Genomic DNA, 20511 nt, shown 5'->3' with positions numbered 1-20511 from the left:
GTCCGGCCCCGCCAGCGTGTCAGAGTCGGCCCCGACGATCGGGAGGTGGGCGCGTGCGCGCGTGCGTGCTGGGGGCGAACGGGCAGCTCGGGCGGGCGCTGGTCGCCGCGCTGCCCGGCGCGGTGGCACTCGACCGTGCGGCGCTGGACATCGGCGACGCCGGCGCCGTCGCCGCGCACGACTTCACCGGCGTCGACGTGCTGGTCAACGCGGCCGCCTACACCGCCGTCGACCGTGCGGAGACCGAACCGGGCGCGGCGTGGCGGGCGAACGCGGCGGGCCCCGCGCACCTGGCCGCGGCGGCCCGCGAGCACGGTTGCCTGCTGGTCCACGTCTCCACCGAGTACGTCTTCGACGGCACCGCGCCCGGCCCGGTGCCCGAGGACGCCCCGCCGTCCCCGCTCGGGGTGTACGGCGCGTCGAAGGCAGCCGGGGAGCTGGCGGTGCGGGCGGCACTGCCGGAGCGGCACGTGATCGTGCGGACCAGCTGGGTCGTCGGCGACGGCGGCAACTTCGTCGCCACCATGGCGCGGCTGGCCCGCGACGGGGTCTCCCCCGCCGTCGTCGACGACCAGGTGGGTCGGCCGACGTTCACCCCCGACCTGGCCGCGGCGCTGCTCGTGCTGGCCGGGTCCGGGCGGCACGGCACCTTCCACGTGACCGGCGACGGCGAGCCGGTCAGCTGGCACGGACTGGCCCGGGAGGTGTTCGCCCGCTGCGGCCGCGACCCCGGCGACGTCCGCCCGGTGTCGACCGCCGAGTACGCCGCGGACCGGCCGCACCTGGCGCGCCGGCCGGCGAACTCGGTGCTCGACCTGTCCCGCGCGACCCGGGCCGGGGTGACCATGCCGCCGTGGCGAGACGGGCTCGGCGCCCACCTCGGGACCGCCCGGTGAAGGGCGTCATCCTGGCCGGTGGCACCGGCAGCCGGCTGTTCCCGCTGACCGCGGCGGTGTCCAAGCAGCTGCTGCCGGTCTACGACAAGCCGATGATCTACCACCCGCTGACCACGCTGATGCTGGCCGGGATCCGGGAGATCCTGCTCATCTCCACCCCGCACGACCTGCCCGGGTTCCAGCGCCTGCTCGGCGACGGCGGCCGGCTCGGCCTGCAGATCACCTACGCCGCCCAGGAGCACCCCAACGGCCTGGCCGAGGCCTTCGTCATCGGCGCCGACCACGTCCGCGGCGGGCCGTCGGCGCTCGTGCTGGGCGACAACATCTTCCACGGCGCCGGATTCGGCGACCTGCTGCGCCGCCGCGCCGCCGAGGTCGCCTCCGGCGACGCGGGCTGCGTGCTGTTCGGCTACCCGGTGCGCGACCCGCGGCGCTACGGCGTCGGCGAGGCCGCCCCCGACGGCACCCTGCTCTCGATCGAGGAGAAGCCCGAGCACCCCCGCTCGGACCGTGCCATCACCGGTCTCTACTTCTACGACGACCGCGTCGTCGACATCGCCGCGCGCATCACCCCCTCGGCCCGCGGCGAGCTCGAGATCACCGACGTCAACCGCGCCTACCTCGAACAGGGCCGCGCCCGCCTGCAGGACCTCGGACGCGGCTTCGCCTGGCTCGACACCGGCACCCACGAGTCGCTGATGGAGGCAGGCCAGTACGTCCGCGTCCTGGAGAACCGCCAGGGCATCCGTATCGCCTGCGTCGAGGAGGTCGCCCTGCGGATGGGCTTCATCGACGCCGCCGCCTGCCACACCCTCGGGGCGCAGCAGGCGGGCTCGGGCTACGGCGAGTACGTCATGGCCGTCGCGGATCAGTTCAGGTCGTAGCCCGGCACGGCGCCGCCGTCCTCGCCGCGGTGACAGCGACGGCGGGCCTCGTGGTCACCACCGACGGCGCGTCCGGGTCCTGACTCTCCGTGGTCGATCGACGGCATCGACCCGGGTTCCGTTGTGGCACTTATCGTCACGCAGCGCTCGTCTTCTTGAGAAGACAACCAGGGCAAACGAGTGATGCGAATCCCACGTTCGCTGCCGTAACGCACGTAGCGTGCACGACGACCTCGCCATGTGTGCGGCCAGTTCTCAGGCAATACCTCTGAATGGGTTAACGCCGTGCGCCGTTCCGGTCCACGCCCTCGCGATTGGTGGTTACTCGTCGTGACATCGCTCGCACCATCCGCCGCAACGCTCCGTCGCACGAACGGGCGGCGCATCATGTGGATCTTCTTGTCGCAGTGCATCTTCCGCGCGGCCGGCCGGCCGTGAGCGCCGGACCGACGCAGGCCCGTCGCCCCGCACGCGCCACACCCCGTACCCATCACCGGCCCCTGCTCCGGCGGCGGGTCGCGGGCCGGGGCCCCCGCCCGGTCGGGCCGCCCGCCCGGGCCGACACCTCCTCCGCCCCGGCGCCGGTGCGCAGGCTGGCCGCCCGGGTCAGCCTCGTCCGGACGGTGCTGGTGCTGACCGACGTCGTCGCCGTCGGGACCGCCGCGGTCGTGGTCGCGCCGACCGGGCACGACGGCGTCGTCGCCGCCTCCGCGCTGCTGCTCGCCGTGCGCTCGGCAGCGCGTCTGCACCGCTCCCGGCTGCGTCTGTCCTGGTTCGACGACCTGCCCCGCGAGCTGGCCGCCCTCGTCGTGACGATGGGGCTCGTGCTGGCCGGGGCGATGGCCCTGCAGCAGAACCTGGACACCCGCATCGACGTCGCCGGGCCGGTCGAGGTCGTGTTGCTGGCCACCCTCGTCGCCCTGACCCTGCGGGCCGCGGTGCTGTTCGCCGCCCGGCTGCTGCGGGTCCGGTGGGCCGTCGGCGAGCCCACGCTGATCGTCGGCACCGGATCGCGGGCGGTGGAGCTCGACGAGACCATGCGCGCCCACCCCGAGTACGGCCTGCGCCCACTCGGCCACGTCCTCTCCGAGGACCTCGACCTCCTGGTCGCGCGCGAGCGGGCGGCGCTGTCCGCGCGGATCCGGGACGCCGCCGCCCGGCACCGGGTGCGCGTCGTCGTGTTCGCCTGCCACGGCGTCGACGACGCCGCCGTCCTCGACGCGGCGATCGAGGCCCGCCGCGACGGGCTCGGCGTCCTGCTGCTGCCGTGGCTCTCGGAGCTGGTGCACGACCACTCCGGCGTCGAACGGCTGCGCAGCATCCCGCTGCTGCGGCTGCCCGCGGACCCGAGGAACCGGCTGTCCTGGCGGCTCAAGCGCCTGGGCGACGTCGTGGTGTCCGCGCTCGCCCTGGCGCTGGCCTCACCGCTGCTGGTCGCGGTCGCCCTCGCCGTGCTCGTCGAGAGCGGGCGGCCGGTCATCTTCCGTCAGGAACGCATCGGCCTGGACAACCTGCCCTTCACCGTCCTGAAGTTCCGCAGCATGCGCCCGGTCGACGAGCGCGAGCAGCAGACCCGGTGGTCCATCGCGGGCGACGCCCGGGTCGGCCCGGTCGGCAGGCTCATCCGCCGCACCTCGCTCGACGAGCTGCCCCAGCTCTGGAACATCCTGCGCGGGGACATGAGCCTGGTCGGGCCGCGCCCGGAGCGGCCGTCGTTCGTCGAACGCTTCTCCGCCGAGCACGAGCGCTACACCGCCCGCCACCGCGTCCCGGTCGGGCTCACCGGGCTCGCCCAGATCTCCGGGCTGCGCGGCGACACCTCGATCGCCGACCGGGTCCGGCACGACAACTACTACATCGCCAACTGGTCGCTCTGGCTCGACGCCCAGATCGTCGTGCGCACGGCGCGGGAGCTGGTCCGGCGCGGCCGGCACTGAGCGGCCGCCCGGGCGGGTCAGCCGGCCTGGCGCTGCGCGAGCCCGAGGGCGTACTCGGGGTACCACTGCCCGGCGGCGGGCTCCCCCGGACGGCAGGCACCGTCGGACTCGCCGGGACGCTTAACCCACAGCAGCGCGTCGACGCGGTCGTCGCCGGTCTCGGTGGTCGGGTCCGCCCCGAGCCCGCGACCGGGCGGGTTGCAGAACGCGGGCACCCCGCCCAGCGACGCCTCGTCGGCGACACCCTGGCCGTTGCGGCTGGTGTCGACGACGAAGTGCGCCCCGCCCAGGCGGTCGGAGAGCTGCCGCCCGAACGCGACGACCTCGGGGGTGGGGTAGAAGTTCGCGACGTTGAGGGCGAACCCGTCGGCGGCCCGGACCCCGGAGCGCTCCAGCGCGCCGGCGAGGGCGTCGACGTCGCTGATGAAGCCGGGGTTGCCCGCGTCGACGTAGACCCGGGCACCCGCGGTCTTGAACGCCGCGACCGCCTCGGACAGCAGCTGGTAGCGCTCGTCGCGCAGGTCGCCGTCGACGCAGCCGGACAGCTCGTGCGGCACCGCGTCGGGCTCCAGGACGACCGTGGCCGTCGTGCCGCCCAGTCCGCGGACGATCTCGGTCACCCAGTTCCGGTAGTAGCCGCCGTCCGGGGCGCCGCCGCCGGAGAAGCTGCCGCAGTCGCGGTGCGGGATGTTGTAGGCGACCAGCAGCGGGCGCGCACCGGCCGCGGTGGCCCGGTCGACGTAGTCCTTCGTGTCGGCCTGGGCCGCGGCGACGTCGCCGCTCACCCAGTGCGGGAACGGCTGCGAGGCGATCTTCTCGATCTGGTCGGCGTCGGCGTCGCGGCCCTCGTCGCGCCACCGGACGACCTGGTCGGCCGCGGCGCTGCGCGGGTCCACGAACAGCCCCGTCGCGCTCGGCGGGGCGGACGCCGGGTCGCCCGGTGCGGGCGCGGTGGGCGCGCCCGCCCCGCACGAGACGAGAGTCAGGGCGGCGGCCAGGGCACCGGAGGAGACTGCCAGCAGCGAGCGCACGATGCTGGAGTGTGTCACCTGAGGTGCACCCATGACGCCACGGACGGCACCCCGGCGTCGTCGACGAGGAAGAGCATGTACCAGCCCGGCGGCACCAGGGTCGGCTCGGCGGGTACGGCGAGGCGGAGCGAGCCGTCCGGGCCGCGGGCGATGTCGAGGCGCACCGAGCGCTGGTCGACGTCGGTCGCGTGGGTGACCGCGCTGGGCCGGATCAGCCGGGCCTGGGTGACCCGGGCCGCGTCCGGGCTGGTCACGGTCATGGTGGTGCCGAGGCCGGCCTCCTCCGGGGCCGTCGCGATCACCGGCTGCGGGCCGTGGAACAGGTACGGCGGGGTGTAGATCTCCAGCCGCTGCTCGAACGGGGCGGGCTTGGTGTTGTCCACGTTCTTGAACAGGGAGTTCCCGCCCGCGGTGAGCACCTGGCCGTTGGGCAGCAGCAGCGCCTCGGCGTGGTAGTCGCGCCCGACCGCGGGGTCGGCGACGGCGGAGAGCGTGTTCGTGCCCGGGTGGTACAGGTTGGCCTGCAGGATGTCGCTCGCGCCCTTGCCGCGGTAGTCCGCCGAGCCGCCGGTGATCAGCAGGTCGTCGGTGGGCAGCTGCACGACGCTCGGGTAGCGGGTGCGGGTGCGCAGGTCCGGGCCGGGGGTGAACGCGGGCGCCGGCGCGCGCAGGTCGATGGTGTCGATCCGCGCCGAGGACACCGGGGACTCGCCGACCCCGCCGCCCCCGACGACGACCATCCGCTGGTCCTGCACCGGCCCGGCCCAGGACGACCCGGAGGTCTCCATCAGCTCCGGCTCGCGCAGCCCCGGGACGGGGGCGAACGAGTTGTCCGCCAGGTTCCAGAACCCGGGGACGCGTCCGGCGTCGGCCGGGCCGTAGCCGGCGTTGGAGCCGGAGTAGAACAGCCGTCCCTCCTGCCGGGTCTGGAAGATCGCCGGGTAGGTCGGGAAGTAGCGGAACAGGTCGGGCCGGTCGGTCCAGCGCTTCGTCGCCGGGTCGTAGACCTCGTTCTGGCCGGGCAGGATCTGCCCGGTGCCGTCGAGACCGGAGATCGCGAGCACCTGGCCGTCGGGCAGCCCGGTGAGCGTGGGGTACCAGCGCTTCTGGGTCATGTCCCCGACGCGCACGTACTTCTCGGCGAACGGATCGAACTCGTAGGAGTCGGCGATGCCCTGGAAGTCCTGCTTGTCCAGGGTCATCCTGTCGCCCATGCCGTACACGTTCGCGGCGTCCCCGGGGTCCAGCGACGGGATCGTGTACTGGGCGGGCCGGTCGGTGACCCCGGCGGCGCCCTCCTCGGTGGACTCGACGAAGCCGATGGTCTCGCTGGCGGTGACGACGGTCCCGTCGCCCTCGCCGGTCTTGGTCGCGGACATGACGTGGGCCGGGCTGGTGAGGGTGTACTCGCGTCCGTCGGGGTCGCGGAACACGGTGCCGGAGTCCAGGTGCAGCTCGCGGTCGGGGTTCTCGTTGCGGATCCGCATCGCGCCGGCGGCGCGGGTGACGAAGCCGTCGAGGACCTCGTAGCGCTGGGTGCCGCCGGCGACGAGGAGCTTCCCGTCGGGCAGGAAGGTGTGGCCGCCGCAGAACAGGTCCGACGGGGTGTCGATCTCCGTCGCGTCGCCGGTGACCGGATCGTAGACCAGGGTGCGGAAGGTGCCGGCGTCGAACTGCTTCTGGTCGTTGCCCGAGCCGGCGACGAGCAGGACCTTGCCGGTCGGCAGCATCGCGGCGTGGATGGCGTTGATCCGGACGTCCGCGGGCAGCTCGACCACGTCCCAGCGGCCGTTCGCGGCGGTGTACTCGGCGCTGTGCAGCCACGCCTCGTGGCGCACCTCGGAGATCCAGGCGAACGCGGGCGGGGCGTTCACCGCCAGCAGCACGGTGGGCACGCCGATCATCGCGATCAGCCTGCGGCGGCCGAGGACGGCACGCGCCGCCCGGGAGAGCAGGCGTCTCACGCCACGGCTCCGATCTTCTCGTCACGGGGTTCGGGGATCACGGGCACGAGCTCGACGAGCTCGGCCGCGGACGCGACCCGGCCGCGGGTGCGCAGCAGGCCGCCCAGCCAGATCGCCATCGGGACCAGGGAGACGACCAGCGCGAGCGCCGGCCACATGAGGACGTCGAGGTTGGCGTAGCCGAACGCGAACGACGCCGCGATCGCCGCCGCCAGGAACCCCGACCAGCGCAGGTGCCGGGCGAAGGTGACGACGCGGTCCGGGCTCGCCGCCTCCGCCTTCGGGGTGACGACGAACGTCGCCGGACGCCGGAGCACCGTCGCGACCAGCGAGGACGCGTAGATCGGCGCGGAGAGCACCGACATCGCCATCCCCGTCAGCCCGGTCGAGTTCTCGTGCTCGTAGGGGCTGACGTTGTAGCGGCGGTTGCGGATGTAGACCCACAGCTGGAACGCGGTCGCGTCGACGTAGAGCGCCAGCCACAGCGCGGGCGGGACGACGATGCCCGACACCCCGAACGCCAGGTAGAGCGAGGCGTTGACGGCGCCGAGGATCCAGCCGATCGCCATCGACGGGTAGAACGCGGTGATCAGCAGGTAGTGCAGCGCCCGCGGCGGGGACAGCCGGCGCAGCCGCTTCAGGAAGATGCCCTGCAGGATCACGAAGGTGCCGCGCGACCAGCGCAGCTGCTGGGAGAAGAAGTCCGTCCAGGACGACGGCCCCTCCCCCACCGCGACGACGTCCGGTGTGTACACCGAGCGCCAGCGCTGCCCGGTCCACGGGTTGCGCCGGGCGTGCAGCGCCAGCCCGGTCGCCATGTCCTCGGTGATCGAGTCGTGCAGCCCGCCGACGGCGAGCAGCGCGTCGATCCGCACGGCGTTGTTGGTCCCGACGAGCATCGGGATGCCGTAGGCGTTCGCGGCCCGCTGGATCAGCGAGTGGAACGGGAACTGCTGGGACTCCGCGGCGGTGGTGACGAAGTTGTCGCAGTTGGCGTAGCACTGCGGCCCGACGACGAACGCGACGTCGGGGTCGCGGAAGTAGCCGAGCATCCGCTCGGCGTAGTTCGCCAGCGGCACGTGGTCGGGGTCGACGGACAGGAACACGTCGTAGCGGTGGCCCTCCGCGTGCACCCAGGCGTTGTAGTTGCCGTGCTTGGTGCGCGCCATGAAGAAACCCGACGGCTCGTTGTAGGCGGCGACGCCCTTGCGGGAGAAGTGCCGGACACCGATCTCGGCGCACATCCGCCGGACCTCGCGGTCGTCGCCCTCGTCGAGCAGCCAGACGTCGAAGGTGCCCTCGTGCCGGATCCGCCGCGCGGCCTCCAGCGTCGCGCGGACCATCTCGATCGGCTCCGAGCCGGGGACGATCGTGGTCAGGAACGCGACCCGCAGCGCCGGGTCCGGCCGGACCGGGACCGGGTCGCGGGCGAGCACCGAGGCCAGCGACAGCGAGAACACGTTGACCAGCCGCATCGTCTCGACCAGCGCGATGGAGCCGATGACGAAGACGTTCGCGGCCTGGATCCACCAGCGCTCGTCGACGTCGGGATGGTGGGAGGGCTGCAGCAGCCAGACCACGAACAGCACCTCGAAGGCGACGTTCGCGCCGATGATGGCCAGGGTGCCCGCCCAGCGGCGGCCCTGACCGTCGTGCAGGTTGCGGTACCGCACCCGGTACGTCTCGCCTGCCGGCGGCGGCTCGGTGACCTCGCCGGAGATGCGGCTGAAGTCGTGCAGCGACCGGGCCCCCACGGCGGGCGCCCGGTTCTGCGGGGTGCCGGACGCGACGCTCGCGGTCACCGGCGTACCTCCCAGATCTCGGTCGGGAACGTGCGGTGGGCACGCCGGAGGGAGGGCTCGGCGCGTGTCCCGGCCGGCCCCCTGGGGGCGTGATCGTTCCCGTGTGGAGCGTCCATCGACGCGTCCCGACACCCCGTTACGACGCGTGGCGGCCGGACTGCGCCGTCCGCGCCGGCCCCCGGGACCCGCCGTGACCGTGTCGTGATCGAGAGGTGCGGTGAGCAGGGGAAACCCCGACGTGGATGATCTCTTCGGCCGCACGGCCCTGGGCCGAACGGCCTAGCTCATCATTACGCGATGTGTCGGATCATCGATTCTGATGATCCATCGCGAACTCCGCCGAGGTCCCCAGTTCTGATGACGGGACGGACCGGCCGGCGGGGTCAGAAGGGCAGGTGCCCCGACAGCACGACGGCCGTCGCGACCGCCGCGGTGAGCACGAGCAGGAGCGCGGCGACCGCGGTCCGGCGGGTGCCCGTCGTCGCGGGACCCGCCGCCGGAGCGACGCCCGGAGGCGACCAGAGCGGTCGGCCCGTCCGGCGCCCGGCGGGCCAGGGTCCGGCACCGTCGCGCTCGCGGCGGGCCGCGACCGTGAGGGCCTCGGCCCGGTCCACCGTCGCCGGATCGGCCCGGTCCTGCGCGGTGAGCGCGGCGACCAGGTCCCGGACCCCGACGGCGTCGCCGGGCAGGGCACGGCCGCGGACGACGTCGCGGACCCGCGCGGTCGAGGTCCGCAGCCGGCGGGCGAGCACACGCTCCGACGGGCAGCCGTGGTGCACGTGGACGTCGTCGAGCAGATCGAGCAGGTCGCGGTGCGGGCCGTGCTCGGGCCAGGACGTCCGGTCGAAGCGGCGCAACGGCACCCGTCGCCTCCTCACGCAGGATGATCGTTCGATCACCTGTCGCATCCGGCGGCGTGGGCGTTACTCAATTCTGATGAGACGCCGCGATCGTCACTCCTGATGACAACCCTTCGCGTGGATTACGGTGAACGGCGCAACGTGCGCGCCGGTGAGGGAGCGGTCGCTCACGGTAGGCGTCCGCCTGTCGAATGCAGGAGCAGCGAACGGTGCACTCCCGGCACCGAGCGGGCGACGACGCCGACCCCAGCGGTCCGTGGCCCCTTCTCCCCGCCCTGCTCGTCAAGCCCGGCATGACCGGCCTGTGGCAGGTCAGCGGACGCAGCTCGCTGACCTGCGAGGAGCCGGTCCGTCTCGACCTGCGTTACGTCGAGATCCGGGCCCCCGCACCGGACCTGCTGATCCTGTGGAAGACCGTCGGCGCGGTGCTCCGCAGCCGCGGCGCCTACCGACCCGGCGCCGCGGCCTGCGGGCCGCTCAGGCGAACAGCTTCTCCTGCTCCTCGCGGAGCGCGTCGACGAGCCGGCCCGGGGGCAGGGTGACGTCGTCGTAGGTGAGCACGGCGTCCTTCGCGACGTCGCGCACCAGCGTGCACCCCTCGGCGACGCCCATCGGCAGCAGCCGCTCCGCGCGCGTGACCGGCGAGGACTCGGCGACGCCGTAGGTGTCGTAGCCGCCCAGCCCGTCGACCGTGTGTCCTGCCTTCAGGTCCTGCTTGGCGGTGGCGACGACGTCGACGCGCTGCCCGGCGGGTGGGCTCAGCGCGGCGTCGGCGAAGTCGACGGCCCGCACGATGGTGTTCGGGACCTCGAAGTGGCACAGGTGGTACGGGGTGTAGAAGCTGTACAGCGGGCCCTCGCCGAGCTTGTACAGGTTCAGGTAGTGGCGCTGCTTCGGGTCGTCGTGGGTGCCCAGCACGTAGATGCCCGGGCCCGGCTTGGCGCCGACCACGTAGTCGACGACGCCGCCCAGCTCGCGCAGCTCGTCGACGTCGTAGGCCGCGGTCAGCTCGTCGACGTGCCCGGCGTGGTCGCGGCCGTACATGCCGCGCTTGCCGACGGTGAAGCCGAACGCGTTGGCCACGATCGCCTGCTCGAACGACACCTTGGTGCCGTCGGCGAAGCTGGTGACCATGTAGGGGTCCTGCCCCCACTTCTCGGCGAACGCCTGCTGCGTGGTGGGCGTGCGGTACTCGTCCTGCAGGCCCTTGATGTTGCCGGCGACGAGCGGGGTGACCCCGATGCCGCGCACGAAGCGCAGCAGGTTGGCCTGGACGCCGGGCTGGTCGCCGTCGGCTCCGGTCAGGACGACCCCGGCGGCGCGGGCGCGGTGCGCGAGCAGCGGGCCGACGGTGCCGTCGAGCTCGGCGTTCATCGTGACGACGGGCAGCCCGCGCTCGATCGCGGCAACGGTGACCCGGGCGCCGAACTCGACGGCGCCGGTGACGTCGACGAGCACGTCGATGTTCTCCGCGGCGAGCAGCGCGAACGCGTCGCCGAGCACGGCCGGGACGCCCTTCGCGACCATCGCCTCGACCTGCGCGGTCGTCGACACCTCGACCGGCTCCAGACCGGCCTCGGTGTAGGCACGCACGGCGGTGGCGACGGTGCGGTTGGCGATCGCGACGACGTCCATCCCGGGGGTGGAGTTCACGATCTGGTTGACCAGGCCACGGCCCATGAACCCGGCGCCGACCAGGCCGACCCGGATCGGGCGGTTCTCGGCGGCGCGCTTCGCGAGGGCGGTGTCGAGGATCAGCATCAGCGGGCTCCGGTGACCGACGGGAAGTCGGAGTTGTCGGCCAGCAGCGGCCAGTTCGCGTCCTTGTCCGAGACGTGGTCGACCGCGTGCGGCCACTCGACGTCCAGGGCCGGGTCGTTCCAGCGCAGGCCGCGCTCGGCGCCCGGGGTGTAGGGCGTCGAGACCTGGTAGATCGTCGTCGCGTCCGGGGTGAGGGTGAGGTAGGCGTGCGCGAAGTTCCGCGGCACGTACATCGCCCGGTAGTTGTCCTGGGACAGCTCGGCACCGAACCACTGCAGGTAGGTGTCGGAGTCCGGGCGCAGGTCGACGATCACGTCGAAGATCGCGCCGCGGACGCAGCGGATGACCTTGACCTCGGCGTTGGGCTCCAGCTGGTAGTGGAAGCCGCGCAGGGTGCCCGCCTCGTGGTTGTACGAGAGGTTGCACTGGGTGATCGTCGGGTCGAGCCCGGCGTCGCGGAACTCCTCCTCGCAGAAGGCGCGGGCGAAGAAGCCGCGGTCGTCGGAGAGTCGCTTCAAGTCGATGAGAGCCGATCCGGGGAGCGGGGTCTGCTGGATCTCCACGCCCGGCATCATCGGTCAGGGCCGGTCGACCGTTATCGGGGACCCCCGCGCGGGTGGCGCACACGACTCCGGCCGTGACGGGGTGTGTGCCACCCGCGGCACGGGGTGACCGAGACGGGGTCAGACGGAGCCGGGCGCCACCGGGTGGATGTAGGTGCCGGGGCGGGTCGCGCCGTCCTGACGGGAGACCGGGCCCTGGTCCCACTTCAGCGTCGTCGACGTCGTCTCGTCCGGCGCGGTCACGACGATGTCGATCGGCGTCCAACTGTCCCCGGGCAGCCACGTGATCACGGTGTGCGCGGTCCCGCCCGGCTTGACGACGACCGCGGTGGGCTCCTCCCCCGCCCGGGGCAGCGAGTAGGACGGCCCGAACTGCGGGTCGTCCGGACCGCGCAGGTCGACGCCGCCGAACCCGGTCATCGTGCAGGGCGCGTCGGAGGTGTTGCGCCAGACGATGGTGGTGTCCTTCTGGCTGTCGCCGAGGGTGGTGCCGACCGACGCCTGCACGGTGTTGCTGGTACAGCGGGCCACCTGTCCGGCCGCACGGGAGGCGTCCTCGGTGGGCTGCGGCGGCGCGGTGGTCGGTGCCGACGACAGCGCTGCCGGTGCCTGGGCCGCCGGCTCGGTTGCGCCGCCGCATCCGGCGACGAGCAGGCCGGCCGACAGCAGTCCGATCAACAGAGGTGCGCGGTGTGCGGTCATGGTCGTCACCGTTGTCCGTGTCGCCCGATCACGCTGCGCGGCAGCGGCGGGACCACCCGGAGGTGGGTCCCCTCGACGGGTAACGGCAGGTCGGGCACGTGCGAGTCCACACCCGACGACCGGCACCCCCGCGGGCCGGCAGGGCGGCGGGAGGACCTGATAGTGCGCGCGATCATCCTGGCGGCCGGACTCGGCCGCCGCATGCTCCCTCTCACCCGGGACACGCACAAGACGCTGCTGACGGTCGGCGACCGGACGATCATCGACCGGCTCGTCGGGTCCCTGGCCGACAACGGCGTCATGACGATCACGGTGGTCACCGGATACCTGCACGAGCAGCTCGAACAGCACCTGCTCGACCGCTACCCACACCTGGACATCTCGTTCGTGCGCAACACCCGCTACGACGAGACCAACAACATCTACTCCCTCGCCCTCGCCTTCGAGCAGATCGACATCGACGACGACCTGCTCCTCCTGGAGTCCGATCTGATCTTCGAGCCGGCCGTCATGCGCCGGCTGATCGAGTGCGACCGGCCCAACGTCGCACTCGTCGACCGGTACCGGATGGGGCTGGACGGGACCGTCGTGACGGTGTCCACGTCGGACGTCGTCACCCAGGTCATCCCCGCGTCGCTGCAGGACGCGGCGTTCGACTTCACCGACAAGTTCAAGACGCTGAACCTCTACCGGTTCTCGGCGGAGTTCTGCCGCGACGTGTTCAGCAAGCTCCTGCGCTACTACACGCAGAACTTCGACAACCAGTGCTACTACGAGCTGATCCTCGGGATGCTCGTCTACATGGGACAGGCCCGGATCCACGCCGAGCAGCTCGACGGCGAGACCTGGGCCGAGGTCGACGACCCGAACGACCTGCGCAACGCCGAGTACCTGTTCGCCCCGGAGCGGCGCCGGACGCAGCTGGAGTCGTCCTGGGGCGGCTACTGGAACCACGAGGTGCTCGACTTCGCGTTCATCCGCAACATGCACTTCCCGCCGGACTCGCTGGTCTCCCAGATGCGCGCCTACCTGCCGCGGCTGATGGAGAACTACGGCTCCGCACAGACCGTGCTCGACCGCAAGCTCGCCCACCACCTGCTCTGCCGCCCGGAGAACGTCGTGCTGCTCAACGGCGCGGCCCAGTTCTTCCCGACGCTGCGGGCGGCCTTCATCGGGAAGCGGGTGCTGCTCCCGTCCCCGACGTTCGGTGAGTACCCGCGTGCCTTTCCCGGCGCGAGCGTCTACGAGGACCGCGGCCGCTTCGACCCCGACGCCGTCGCGGCCGCCGCACGCGACCACGACCTGCTGGTCGTCGTGAACCCGAACAACCCCACCGGCACCACCGCGCGCACCGCCGACGTCGTCGCCGTGCTGGACCGGCTGCGCGGGACCGGGACCACGGTCGTCGTCGACGAGTCGTTCGTCGACTTCTCCGACGAGCCCTCGCTGGTGCCGATCCTGGAACGCGAGCCCCGCGACGGCGTGGTCGTGCTCACCAGTCTCAGCAAGTCCCTCGGCGTACCGGGCCTGCGCATCGGCTACGTCTACAGCACCGATCCGTCATGGACCGCCCGGATCCGCGACGACCTGCCGGTGTGGAACATGAACTCGGTAGCCGAGCACTACGTCGAGTCGCTGCTGAAGTACCCGTCGGAGCTGACGGCGTCGTTCGAGCGCACCAAGCTCGACCGGGACCTGTTCGCGGAGGAGCTGCGGGCGCTGCCGGTCGTCGCGGCGGTGCACCCCAGCGGCGGGAACTTCCTGCTGGTGGAGCTCGTCCCCGGTGCCGCTGACGTGGCGGAGCTGGAGCAGCGGTTGCTGGTCGACGAGGAGATCCTCGTCAAGAACGTCTCGGCGAAGTTCACCGGTGACCGGCGGCTGTGGCGACTCGCGGTCCGCTCCACGGGGGAGAACCGGCGTCTGTGCGGGTGCCTGCGCCGGCTCGCCCCGGTCTCCCAGGAGGTGGTGTCCCGATGACACGCAGCGACGTGTGGCGCTCGGTGTGGAACGACCGGGACGACGACCGCGCCGACTGGAACGGCTACGAGGCCACGATGCCCGCACGGGACTACGAGCTGTTCACCGCCGCCACCGCGGAGCTGGTCCGCCGGCACCTGCGGCTCGGCCCGGACGACGTCGTCGGCGACCTGGGCTGCGGCACCGGCCGGATCGCCGCGCAGCTCGCCCCGCACGTGCGCGCGGTGCACGGCTTCGACTACTCGGAGACCGTGCTGCGCGTCGCCCGGGAGCGCCGGGACCTGCCGAACGTCGAGTACCACTGGGCCGATCTCAACGACCTCGAGTTCGAGTCCTACGGGCTCACCCAGGCGTTCTCCGTCGGCGGATTCCTCTACATGGACTCCGAGGAGACCGCGGTCGACCTGATCCGGCGGATGCACGACGCGGGCATCGGAGTGGCCGTGCTGGACATCCCGGACAGCCGGCTCACCGACACCCGCGAGCGCGCCTACGACCGCGCGGTGTACGACCACCTGGCGATGGACGCGGAGCGGCTGATCTCGGCCTTTCCCGGGGCCGAGGTCCACCGCGCCGAGCTGGGCCTCGGCTACGCGAACGCCGCGGTCCGGTTCAACCTCTACCTTCCGGCGCCGTGACCCAGGGCCGGGTCGTGACCACCGTGCCGTCCTGGGTGAGGTAGTCCCAGTCGGTCACGGGTGTCCGCCAGTCGCCGTAGTGGCGCGCCAGCAGCGCCTCGTGGTCGGTGGGCTTGTTCCAGTGGCGCCCGAGGAAGGAGAAGACCTCCGACCGCTGGGCCGGGAACCGGCCGACGACCTCGACCGGATCGACGCCGTCGCTGCCGAACATCCGGTACTCCTGGTCGCCGTCGGCGGCGGTGAGCCGGAAGAACTCGAACTTCGAGCCGCGGCGCACGAAGACGCGTTCCCGCAGCTCGCCGTCGGAGTCCCGGTAGCTGAACCACGGCCGGAACCCGGCGGCGTACAGGGCGGGCACGGCGGCGGCGAAGTCGCCGTCGGCGCTCGAGTCGAAGCAGAAGTCGGCGTCACCGACGTCGTGGGCGAGCAGCCCGCCCTCGCGGGCCCACCCGAGCAGCATGCCGCCCCACACCCAGTAGTGCCCGCCGAAGCGGGTCCCGGCGAGGACGTCGTTGAGCAGCAGCAGGTCCTCACGGAAGGACGCGGCGTGCCGGCGCCGGTGCACCGGGCCCAGCACCGGGAGCCGCCCGGCCAGCCGGTGCGCGGCCAGCGCGAGCGCCGTCCGGGGCCGGATGTCGGCGTTCTCCGGCACCGCGCGGAGCCGGGCCAGGCGCCGTGTCCGGGCGCGCCAGGCGCGGACGAGGCCCTCGATGCGGGAGGTGACGGGCATGGTCGTGCTCCTTGTCGATGGGTGCCGCGGGCGGGTCGAGCCGGGCCAGGGCCAGAGCGACGACGAGGAACACCGGCACGAGGTGCCCGGCGTCGAGGTCCTCGAAGACCGCCCAGACCGCGACGGTCGCGACGATCGCCCGGGGCAGTGCGGAACGGGCCGCGCAGGCGCGCCACAGCGCGACACCGCACACCAGCAGCGCGCCCAGCCCGAGCAGGCCGGCGCGGAAGGCGAGGCCCAGGTACGTGCTGTGGGTGGCGACGCTCGCCACGAGGCCGTCGTCGCGCGGCTTGAGCCCGAACCCGAGGACGGGGACGCCGAGCCCGACGAGCCGGTCCACGGTCGCGGCGTAGATGGCACCGCGGGACTCCGCGGACCCGGCGCGGGCCGCGTTGACCTCGGTGACGGCGTCGACGAGGCCGGGCGCGAACCCGACCACCCCCGCGACGAACGCCCCGCACACCGCGACGACCGCGGCGGGGCCCGCCCGGTGGGCCCGCCAGACGTGCCGGAGCGCGGTCCCCAGCAGGGCCAGGACCAGCGCGATCTGGGTGGCACGGCTGTAGGACAGGTACACCGACACCGCGCAGGCGACGACGGCGGGCACCCGCCACGGCAGCCGCGCCCAGCTGCGGGCGGCCGGATGCAGCAGCACCAGCAGGGTCAGCGCGGACACCGCCCCGGACCACGTGGTGTTGCCCATCATCCCGGTGGCGCGCAGGACGCTGCCGTCGAGCCAGCCGTGCACCACCAGGTCGTTCGTGGTGAACGCGGCGACCCCGGGAGGTAGCGCGCCCGCGTACGCGCCGAGCAGCGGAACCGGCGACGGCGTCGGATACAGCCACACCGCGAGGACTGCGACGACGCTGTGCAGCACACCGACCGTGACAGCCGCGCGTACCAGCCGTCGGAGATCGTCGGGGTGGGCCGTCCCGACCACGGCGATCATCGCGGCGAGCGCGACCCAGACGGCGACGTTCGCGGCCAGCCCGACGAACCGGTCCGCCGAGGCGTATCCGGCGGCGGTCCCGACGGCCGAGGACAGCACCAGGGCGACGGCGACGACCAGTAGCGCCCCGGACGCCGCGCCGAGCCGAGCGCGCAGCAGCGCCGGGAGCAGCACGACGACGGCGAGCACCCAGAACGCGGCCGCGAGCCCGGCCGTCCACAGCACGGCGTAGGCGAGGACCAGTCCTGCCGGCCGGAAGGCCGGGCCGGCCGTCACGGTGGCCCCCCGGTCGTCCGGCGGTCGCGCAGTGCGAGCCGGGCGACGGTCAGCGCGCCGTGGCCGTAGCGCGAGGCGAGGGCCGGGCGTTGGGCGAGCCGCCACACCCACTCCAGGCCGGTACGGCCGGCCAGCCGGGGCGCCCGGGTCTCGTCGCCGGTCAGGAACCCCAGCAGCCCGCCCGCGGTGAGCACCAGCGGGGCAGTGATCCCCGCCCGGTGGCGGCGGACCCACTCCGCCTCCCGCGGCATGCCCATCGCGACCACGAGCAGGTCCGGCTCGCGCTCACCGATCGCGGCCAGCGGAGCGGTGTAGTCGTCGCGGTAGCCGTCGCAGGTGCCGGCGTCGAGCACGCCGTACCGCCCGGAGAGCACCGCGACCGCCCGTTCCGCGAGACCGGGAGGGCCCCCGACGATCGCGACCCGGGGCGGGCGGCCGAGCTCGAAGGCGAGCCGCTCGAGGATCTCCGGGCCGACGTCGGTCGTGGTCGTGCGTTCCATCCACCGCGCGCCCGCCAACCGGCCGAGCAGCACGACGGACATACCGTCGGCGTAGACGAAGTCGGCCGCATTCATGACCCGCACGAACGCGGGGTCCGCGGTCTCGTTCAGCCCGCCGACGTGCAGGGCGAACATCACGGTCGGTGCCGGGGCCGGGCGCTTGACGGCGTCCACGGCACGGTCGACGAGGTCGCGGCGCGCGAGGTCGACCACGTCGATCCCCGCGATGCGGACGGTCGGCAGCCAGGGACGCAGCACGTCGCGGACCCGCCGGTCGGGCGCCGGTCCGGCGGTCACCGTGCCTCCTGCGACGCCCCGGGGCGCAGCGCCGCCACCCACAACGCGCCGGACGCGACCAGGTGCAGGCAGGCGAAGGACCAGGCGAAGGTGACGACGTCGCCACCGGCCAGGGCGAGCAGGCTCCCGCCCGCGACGAGCGGGGCGGTGAGGACGCGGCAGCGGATGATCGTGCGGGTCGCGCCCGAGGTGAGCAGGGCCAGGGTCGGGACCGCCGCCAGCGCGGACACCGCCTGACGCACGGCGAGCGCCGCGACGACACCCCCGGCGGCCGTCCAGGTAGGTCCCAGCAGGGCCGTCCCCCAGTCCGCGGGGAGCAGCGCGAGGGCGACGCCGCAGGCGAGCGCGGCGAGGGCCACTCCGGTGAAGACCGGTGCCGCCACCCGCAGCCGATGGGACCGGCCGCCGGACAGGTCCCGCAGCCGGGGCACGGCGGTGGTCTCGCAGGCGAGCAGCAGTACCGTGACCGGGCCGAGCGCGGTCTGTCCCAGCCGCAGGGCGCCGGTCGCGACGACGGTGAGGAACGCCCCGGCCACGACCAGCACGACCTGGTCCAGTCCGGTGTAGACGAGGTAGTCGAGCAGCAGGTGGCGTCCGGCGCGCGACCCGTGCCGTTCGGGGCCGGTCTGCCAGCGCGCCGACCACGGCGGGAGCACGGTGAGGGCGGCGACGGCCGGCGCGACGGCGAGCCCGGCCGCGACCACGAGGACGTCACGGGCGAGCAGCGGAACCGCCGCGAACCAGAGCACGCCGGTGACCAGGCAGGTCAGCTCGCCGCGGGTGAGCGCGGGGTAGCCACGGGTGCCCTGCAGGTGCGCGCGGACGGTGTCCCAGTAGAGGACCGGCACGACGGCGACGGCCAGTGCGAGGCAGATGTCGCGCGCTCCCCCGCCGACGACGACGCCCACCGCCGCGGTGACCGCCGCGGCGGCGAGCGACTGCAGCAGGACCCGTGTACGGACCCCGGCCTGCGGCGGGCGCTCCCCCGCACCGGGCCGGATCATCACCGGTATCAGCAGCCCGGCGCGCTGCACGCCGACCGCGAACATCAGCACGAGCTGGACCACGGCGAACCGGCCGAAGTCGACCACGTCGAGCTCCCGGGCCACCAGGGCGGTCGCGGCCAGGGTGTACAGACTGGCCGTCGCCTGTGGAGCCGCCGCGGTGCCGTGCAGCAGCCGGCGGACCGCCACGACGGGCGTCCGTACCGGCGTCGCCGCGTCGGTCACGTGCGGACCCGTGGTTCGGACTCCACCCTGGCCGGCTGTACGGGGCCGGCAGGGGTCGTCCTCTCCACCACGCCGGGCACGGAACGCTGCTCGCGCCGGTAGCCGGCGTACTCGGCGTCGTGCGACGGCGGGGTCGCGGTGAGGATCGTCCCCAGCGGACGCACCGAGACGGTGGCCAGGGCGTGCAGCGACTCCGCGACCCTCGGATACGTCGCCGTGCGGTAGCGGCACACCAGCAGGACACCGTCCGCCGCGGGCGCGAGCGCCGAGGCGTCGGTGAACAGCAGCAGCGGCGCGGTGTCGACGAGGACGACGTCGAAGCGGGACCGGGCCGACGCCAGCAGCGCGGTCATGCCGTCGCTCGCCAGCAGCTCACCCGGATCGGGGACGGGGCACCCGGCGGCGAGGACCGAGACCCCCGCGGACCCGGCGTGCTGCAGCGCCCGCTCGAACGACACCCGTCCCAGCAGGACGTCGGCGAGACCCACGGTCGGCTCCACGCCCAGCGACTCCGCGACGGCGGGGCGACGCAGGTCGGCGTCGACGACGAGGACCCGGCGTCCCGCCGTGGCCAGCGTCGCGGCGAGATTGACGACGGTGGTGGTCTTCCCCTCCCCGGAGCCGCCGCTCGTCACGAGCACGACCCGGCGCGGCCGGGTGACGTCGATGAACGAGAGTGTGGTCCGCAGTCGGCGGAACGCCTCCACGAACGGCCCGGTCACGGCCCCGGGGGCGACGAGCCGCGACCCGCGCAGTGCGGTGTCGGTCGGGACCGACACCAGGGTGGGCACGCCGCTGACCTCCTCCAGACGCTCGGTGGAGCGCACCGACACGTCGAGGAGCCGGCGTGCCAGCACCCCACCGCAGCCGAGGGCGAGTCCGACCGTCGTGCCCACGGTGAGCAGGAGCAGCAGTCCCGGCGACGACGGCCGGTCGGGTGCGACGGCGGGCTCGACGACCCGCAGCGCGACGGGGGCCGGGGCACCGGAGCCCGGTGGGGTCTCCATCTCGGCGACGATCCCGGTCATCGCCTCGCCGATCCGGTTGGCGATCTGTGCGGCCCGGCCCGGGTCGCCGTCCCGGACGGCGACGTCGATGAGCACCGAGTCCTCCGCGGAGGTGGCCGTGATCCGGTCGGCCAGGTCCTCGGGGCGTTCCGGCAGACCGAGCTCCGCGACCACGTCGGAGGTCACCCGGCGGCCGGTCACCAGCGCGGTGTAGGACCGGACGCGCTGCTCGGACAGTTGCGCCCCCTGGTAGGCCTGCTGGGTGTCGACCGCGGCGCGTGCGGAGACGTAGAGCGTGGCGTGCGCGGTGTAGGTCGGGGGGAGCAGGAGGAACGCGCCCCCGCCCGCGACGGCACCGAGAACGGTGGCCAGAAGGACCACGAGCCATCGTTCGCGCAGGATGCGCAGACAGCCTGCGACCGTCATCACCCGAGACCTCCAGCTCGACCCGTACCGGTCGGGTGCACCCCGGCGGTGGGCGCCGCCGTGGCACCGTCGCCGGAGGTTC

At 73.5% G+C, this 20511-nt stretch carries 16 protein-coding genes and 1 pseudogene; 6 read left to right on the top strand and 11 right to left on the bottom strand.

Annotated elements, in window-relative coordinates:
- The first annotated feature begins 53 nt into the window (after window positions 1–53).
- The 3 genes from rfbD (at window position 54) to KPF22_RS08450 (ending at window position 3717) form a co-directional block, all read left to right on the top strand.
- On the top strand, window positions 54–896 hold the full coding sequence (rfbD, locus tag KPF22_RS08460; protein WP_208819774.1) for a dTDP-4-dehydrorhamnose reductase: 843 nt from the start codon (window positions 54–56) through the stop codon (window positions 894–896).
- The gene (rfbA, locus tag KPF22_RS08455; protein ID WP_224401657.1) at window positions 893–1780 is read left to right on the top strand and encodes a glucose-1-phosphate thymidylyltransferase RfbA; all 888 of its coding nucleotides are present in this window, start codon (window positions 893–895) and stop codon (window positions 1778–1780) included. The genes rfbD and rfbA overlap by 4 nt, the downstream gene beginning before the upstream one ends.
- A 434-nt stretch (window positions 1781–2214) precedes the next feature.
- A complete protein-coding gene (locus KPF22_RS08450) occupies window positions 2215–3717 on the top strand; it encodes an exopolysaccharide biosynthesis polyprenyl glycosylphosphotransferase (protein ID WP_224401656.1) in 1503 nt (500 codons plus the stop codon).
- 17 nt (window positions 3718–3734) lie between these two features.
- Here the strand turns inward: KPF22_RS08450 and KPF22_RS08445 are convergent, their stop codons facing one another.
- The 4 genes from KPF22_RS08445 to KPF22_RS08430 form a co-directional block, all read right to left on the bottom strand.
- Window positions 3735–4766: a glycoside hydrolase family 6 protein gene (locus KPF22_RS08445; RefSeq protein ID WP_224401655.1), complete on the bottom strand. Its 1032-nt coding sequence runs from the start codon at window positions 4764–4766 to the stop codon at window positions 3735–3737.
- On the bottom strand, window positions 4763–6712 hold the full coding sequence (locus KPF22_RS08440; protein WP_224401654.1) for a kelch motif-containing protein: 1950 nt from the start codon (window positions 6710–6712) through the stop codon (window positions 4763–4765). Before KPF22_RS08440 ends, KPF22_RS08445 begins: the two co-directional genes overlap by 4 nt.
- Window positions 6709–8514 (bottom strand): glycosyltransferase family 2 protein, encoded by a 1806-nt coding sequence (locus KPF22_RS08435; RefSeq protein ID WP_208819765.1) that lies wholly within the window; start codon window positions 8512–8514, stop codon window positions 6709–6711. The genes KPF22_RS08440 and KPF22_RS08435 overlap by 4 nt, the downstream gene beginning before the upstream one ends.
- A 383-nt stretch (window positions 8515–8897) precedes the next feature.
- A complete protein-coding gene (locus KPF22_RS08430; RefSeq protein ID WP_224401653.1) occupies window positions 8898–9377 on the bottom strand; it encodes a hypothetical protein in 480 nt (159 codons plus the stop codon).
- Window positions 9378–9625: 248 nt separating this feature from the next.
- Here KPF22_RS08430 and KPF22_RS08425 point away from each other — a divergent pair.
- A pseudogene (locus tag KPF22_RS08425) lies at window positions 9626–9823 on the top strand (sugar transferase); the annotation flags it as partial.
- 28 nt (window positions 9824–9851) lie between these two features.
- Here KPF22_RS08425 and KPF22_RS08420 read toward each other — a convergent pair.
- From KPF22_RS08420 to KPF22_RS08410, 3 genes are all read right to left on the bottom strand, one after another.
- Window positions 9852–11135, bottom strand: coding sequence for an NAD(P)H-dependent oxidoreductase (locus KPF22_RS08420; protein ID WP_224401652.1), 1284 nt, complete (start codon window positions 11133–11135; stop codon window positions 9852–9854).
- Window positions 11135–11698: a dTDP-4-dehydrorhamnose 3,5-epimerase gene (gene rfbC, locus KPF22_RS08415; RefSeq protein WP_208819759.1), complete on the bottom strand. Its 564-nt coding sequence runs from the start codon at window positions 11696–11698 to the stop codon at window positions 11135–11137. Before rfbC ends, KPF22_RS08420 begins: the two co-directional genes overlap by 1 nt.
- 120 nt (window positions 11699–11818) lie before the next feature.
- Complete coding sequence (locus KPF22_RS08410) at window positions 11819–12400, bottom strand: DUF4232 domain-containing protein (protein WP_224401651.1); 582 nt, start codon at window positions 12398–12400, stop codon at window positions 11819–11821.
- Window positions 12401–12562: 162 nt separating this feature from the next.
- Here KPF22_RS08410 and KPF22_RS08405 point away from each other — a divergent pair, with 162 nt between their 5' ends.
- Together KPF22_RS08405 and KPF22_RS08400 are read left to right on the top strand one after the other, a co-directional pair.
- A complete protein-coding gene (locus tag KPF22_RS08405; RefSeq protein WP_208819755.1) occupies window positions 12563–14377 on the top strand; it encodes an aminotransferase class I/II-fold pyridoxal phosphate-dependent enzyme in 1815 nt (604 codons plus the stop codon).
- Window positions 14374–15015, top strand: coding sequence for a class I SAM-dependent methyltransferase (locus KPF22_RS08400; RefSeq protein ID WP_208819753.1), 642 nt, complete (start codon window positions 14374–14376; stop codon window positions 15013–15015). Before KPF22_RS08405 ends, KPF22_RS08400 begins: the two co-directional genes overlap by 4 nt.
- A 530-nt stretch (window positions 15016–15545) precedes the next feature.
- Here KPF22_RS08400 and KPF22_RS08395 read toward each other — a convergent pair.
- The 4 genes from KPF22_RS08395 to KPF22_RS08380 are packed head-to-tail and all read right to left on the bottom strand — an operon-like array spanning window position 15546 to window position 20429.
- Window positions 15546–16970, bottom strand: a complete 1425-nt coding sequence (locus KPF22_RS08395) for an O-antigen ligase family protein (RefSeq protein ID WP_224401650.1) — start codon at window positions 16968–16970, stop codon at window positions 15546–15548.
- Window positions 16967–17767, bottom strand: a complete 801-nt coding sequence (locus tag KPF22_RS08390) for a WecB/TagA/CpsF family glycosyltransferase (protein WP_224401649.1) — start codon at window positions 17765–17767, stop codon at window positions 16967–16969. The genes KPF22_RS08395 and KPF22_RS08390 overlap by 4 nt, the downstream gene beginning before the upstream one ends.
- Window positions 17764–18996 (bottom strand): hypothetical protein, encoded by a 1233-nt coding sequence (locus KPF22_RS08385; RefSeq protein WP_224401648.1) that lies wholly within the window; start codon window positions 18994–18996, stop codon window positions 17764–17766. The genes KPF22_RS08390 and KPF22_RS08385 overlap by 4 nt, the downstream gene beginning before the upstream one ends.
- Window positions 18993–20429 (bottom strand): polysaccharide biosynthesis tyrosine autokinase, encoded by a 1437-nt coding sequence (locus KPF22_RS08380; protein WP_208819743.1) that lies wholly within the window; start codon window positions 20427–20429, stop codon window positions 18993–18995. Before KPF22_RS08380 ends, KPF22_RS08385 begins: the two co-directional genes overlap by 4 nt.
- Between the last annotated feature and the right edge of the window lie 82 nt (window positions 20430–20511).

It is taken from the genome of Pseudonocardia sp. ICBG1034, assembly GCF_020131375.1.
Lineage (GTDB): Bacteria > Actinomycetota > Actinomycetes > Mycobacteriales > Pseudonocardiaceae > Pseudonocardia > Pseudonocardia alni.
This window is presented reverse-complemented; position numbering and strand designations above follow the sequence as displayed.

Excerpts from the sequence above, each read along its gene's own strand:
- KPF22_RS08420 (WP_224401652.1), bottom strand. The coding sequence starts at position 11,135 with ATGCTGATCCTCGACACCGCCCTCGCGAAGCGCGCCGCCGAGAACCGC.
- KPF22_RS08410 (WP_224401651.1), bottom strand. The coding sequence starts at position 12,400 with ATGACCGCACACCGCGCACCTCTGTTGATCGGACTGCTGTCGGCCGGC.
- KPF22_RS08400 (WP_208819753.1), top strand. The coding sequence starts at position 14,374 with ATGACACGCAGCGACGTGTGGCGCTCGGTGTGGAACGACCGGGACGAC.
- KPF22_RS08380 (WP_208819743.1), bottom strand. The coding sequence starts at position 20,429 with ATGACGGTCGCAGGCTGTCTGCGCATCCTGCGCGAACGATGGCTCGTG.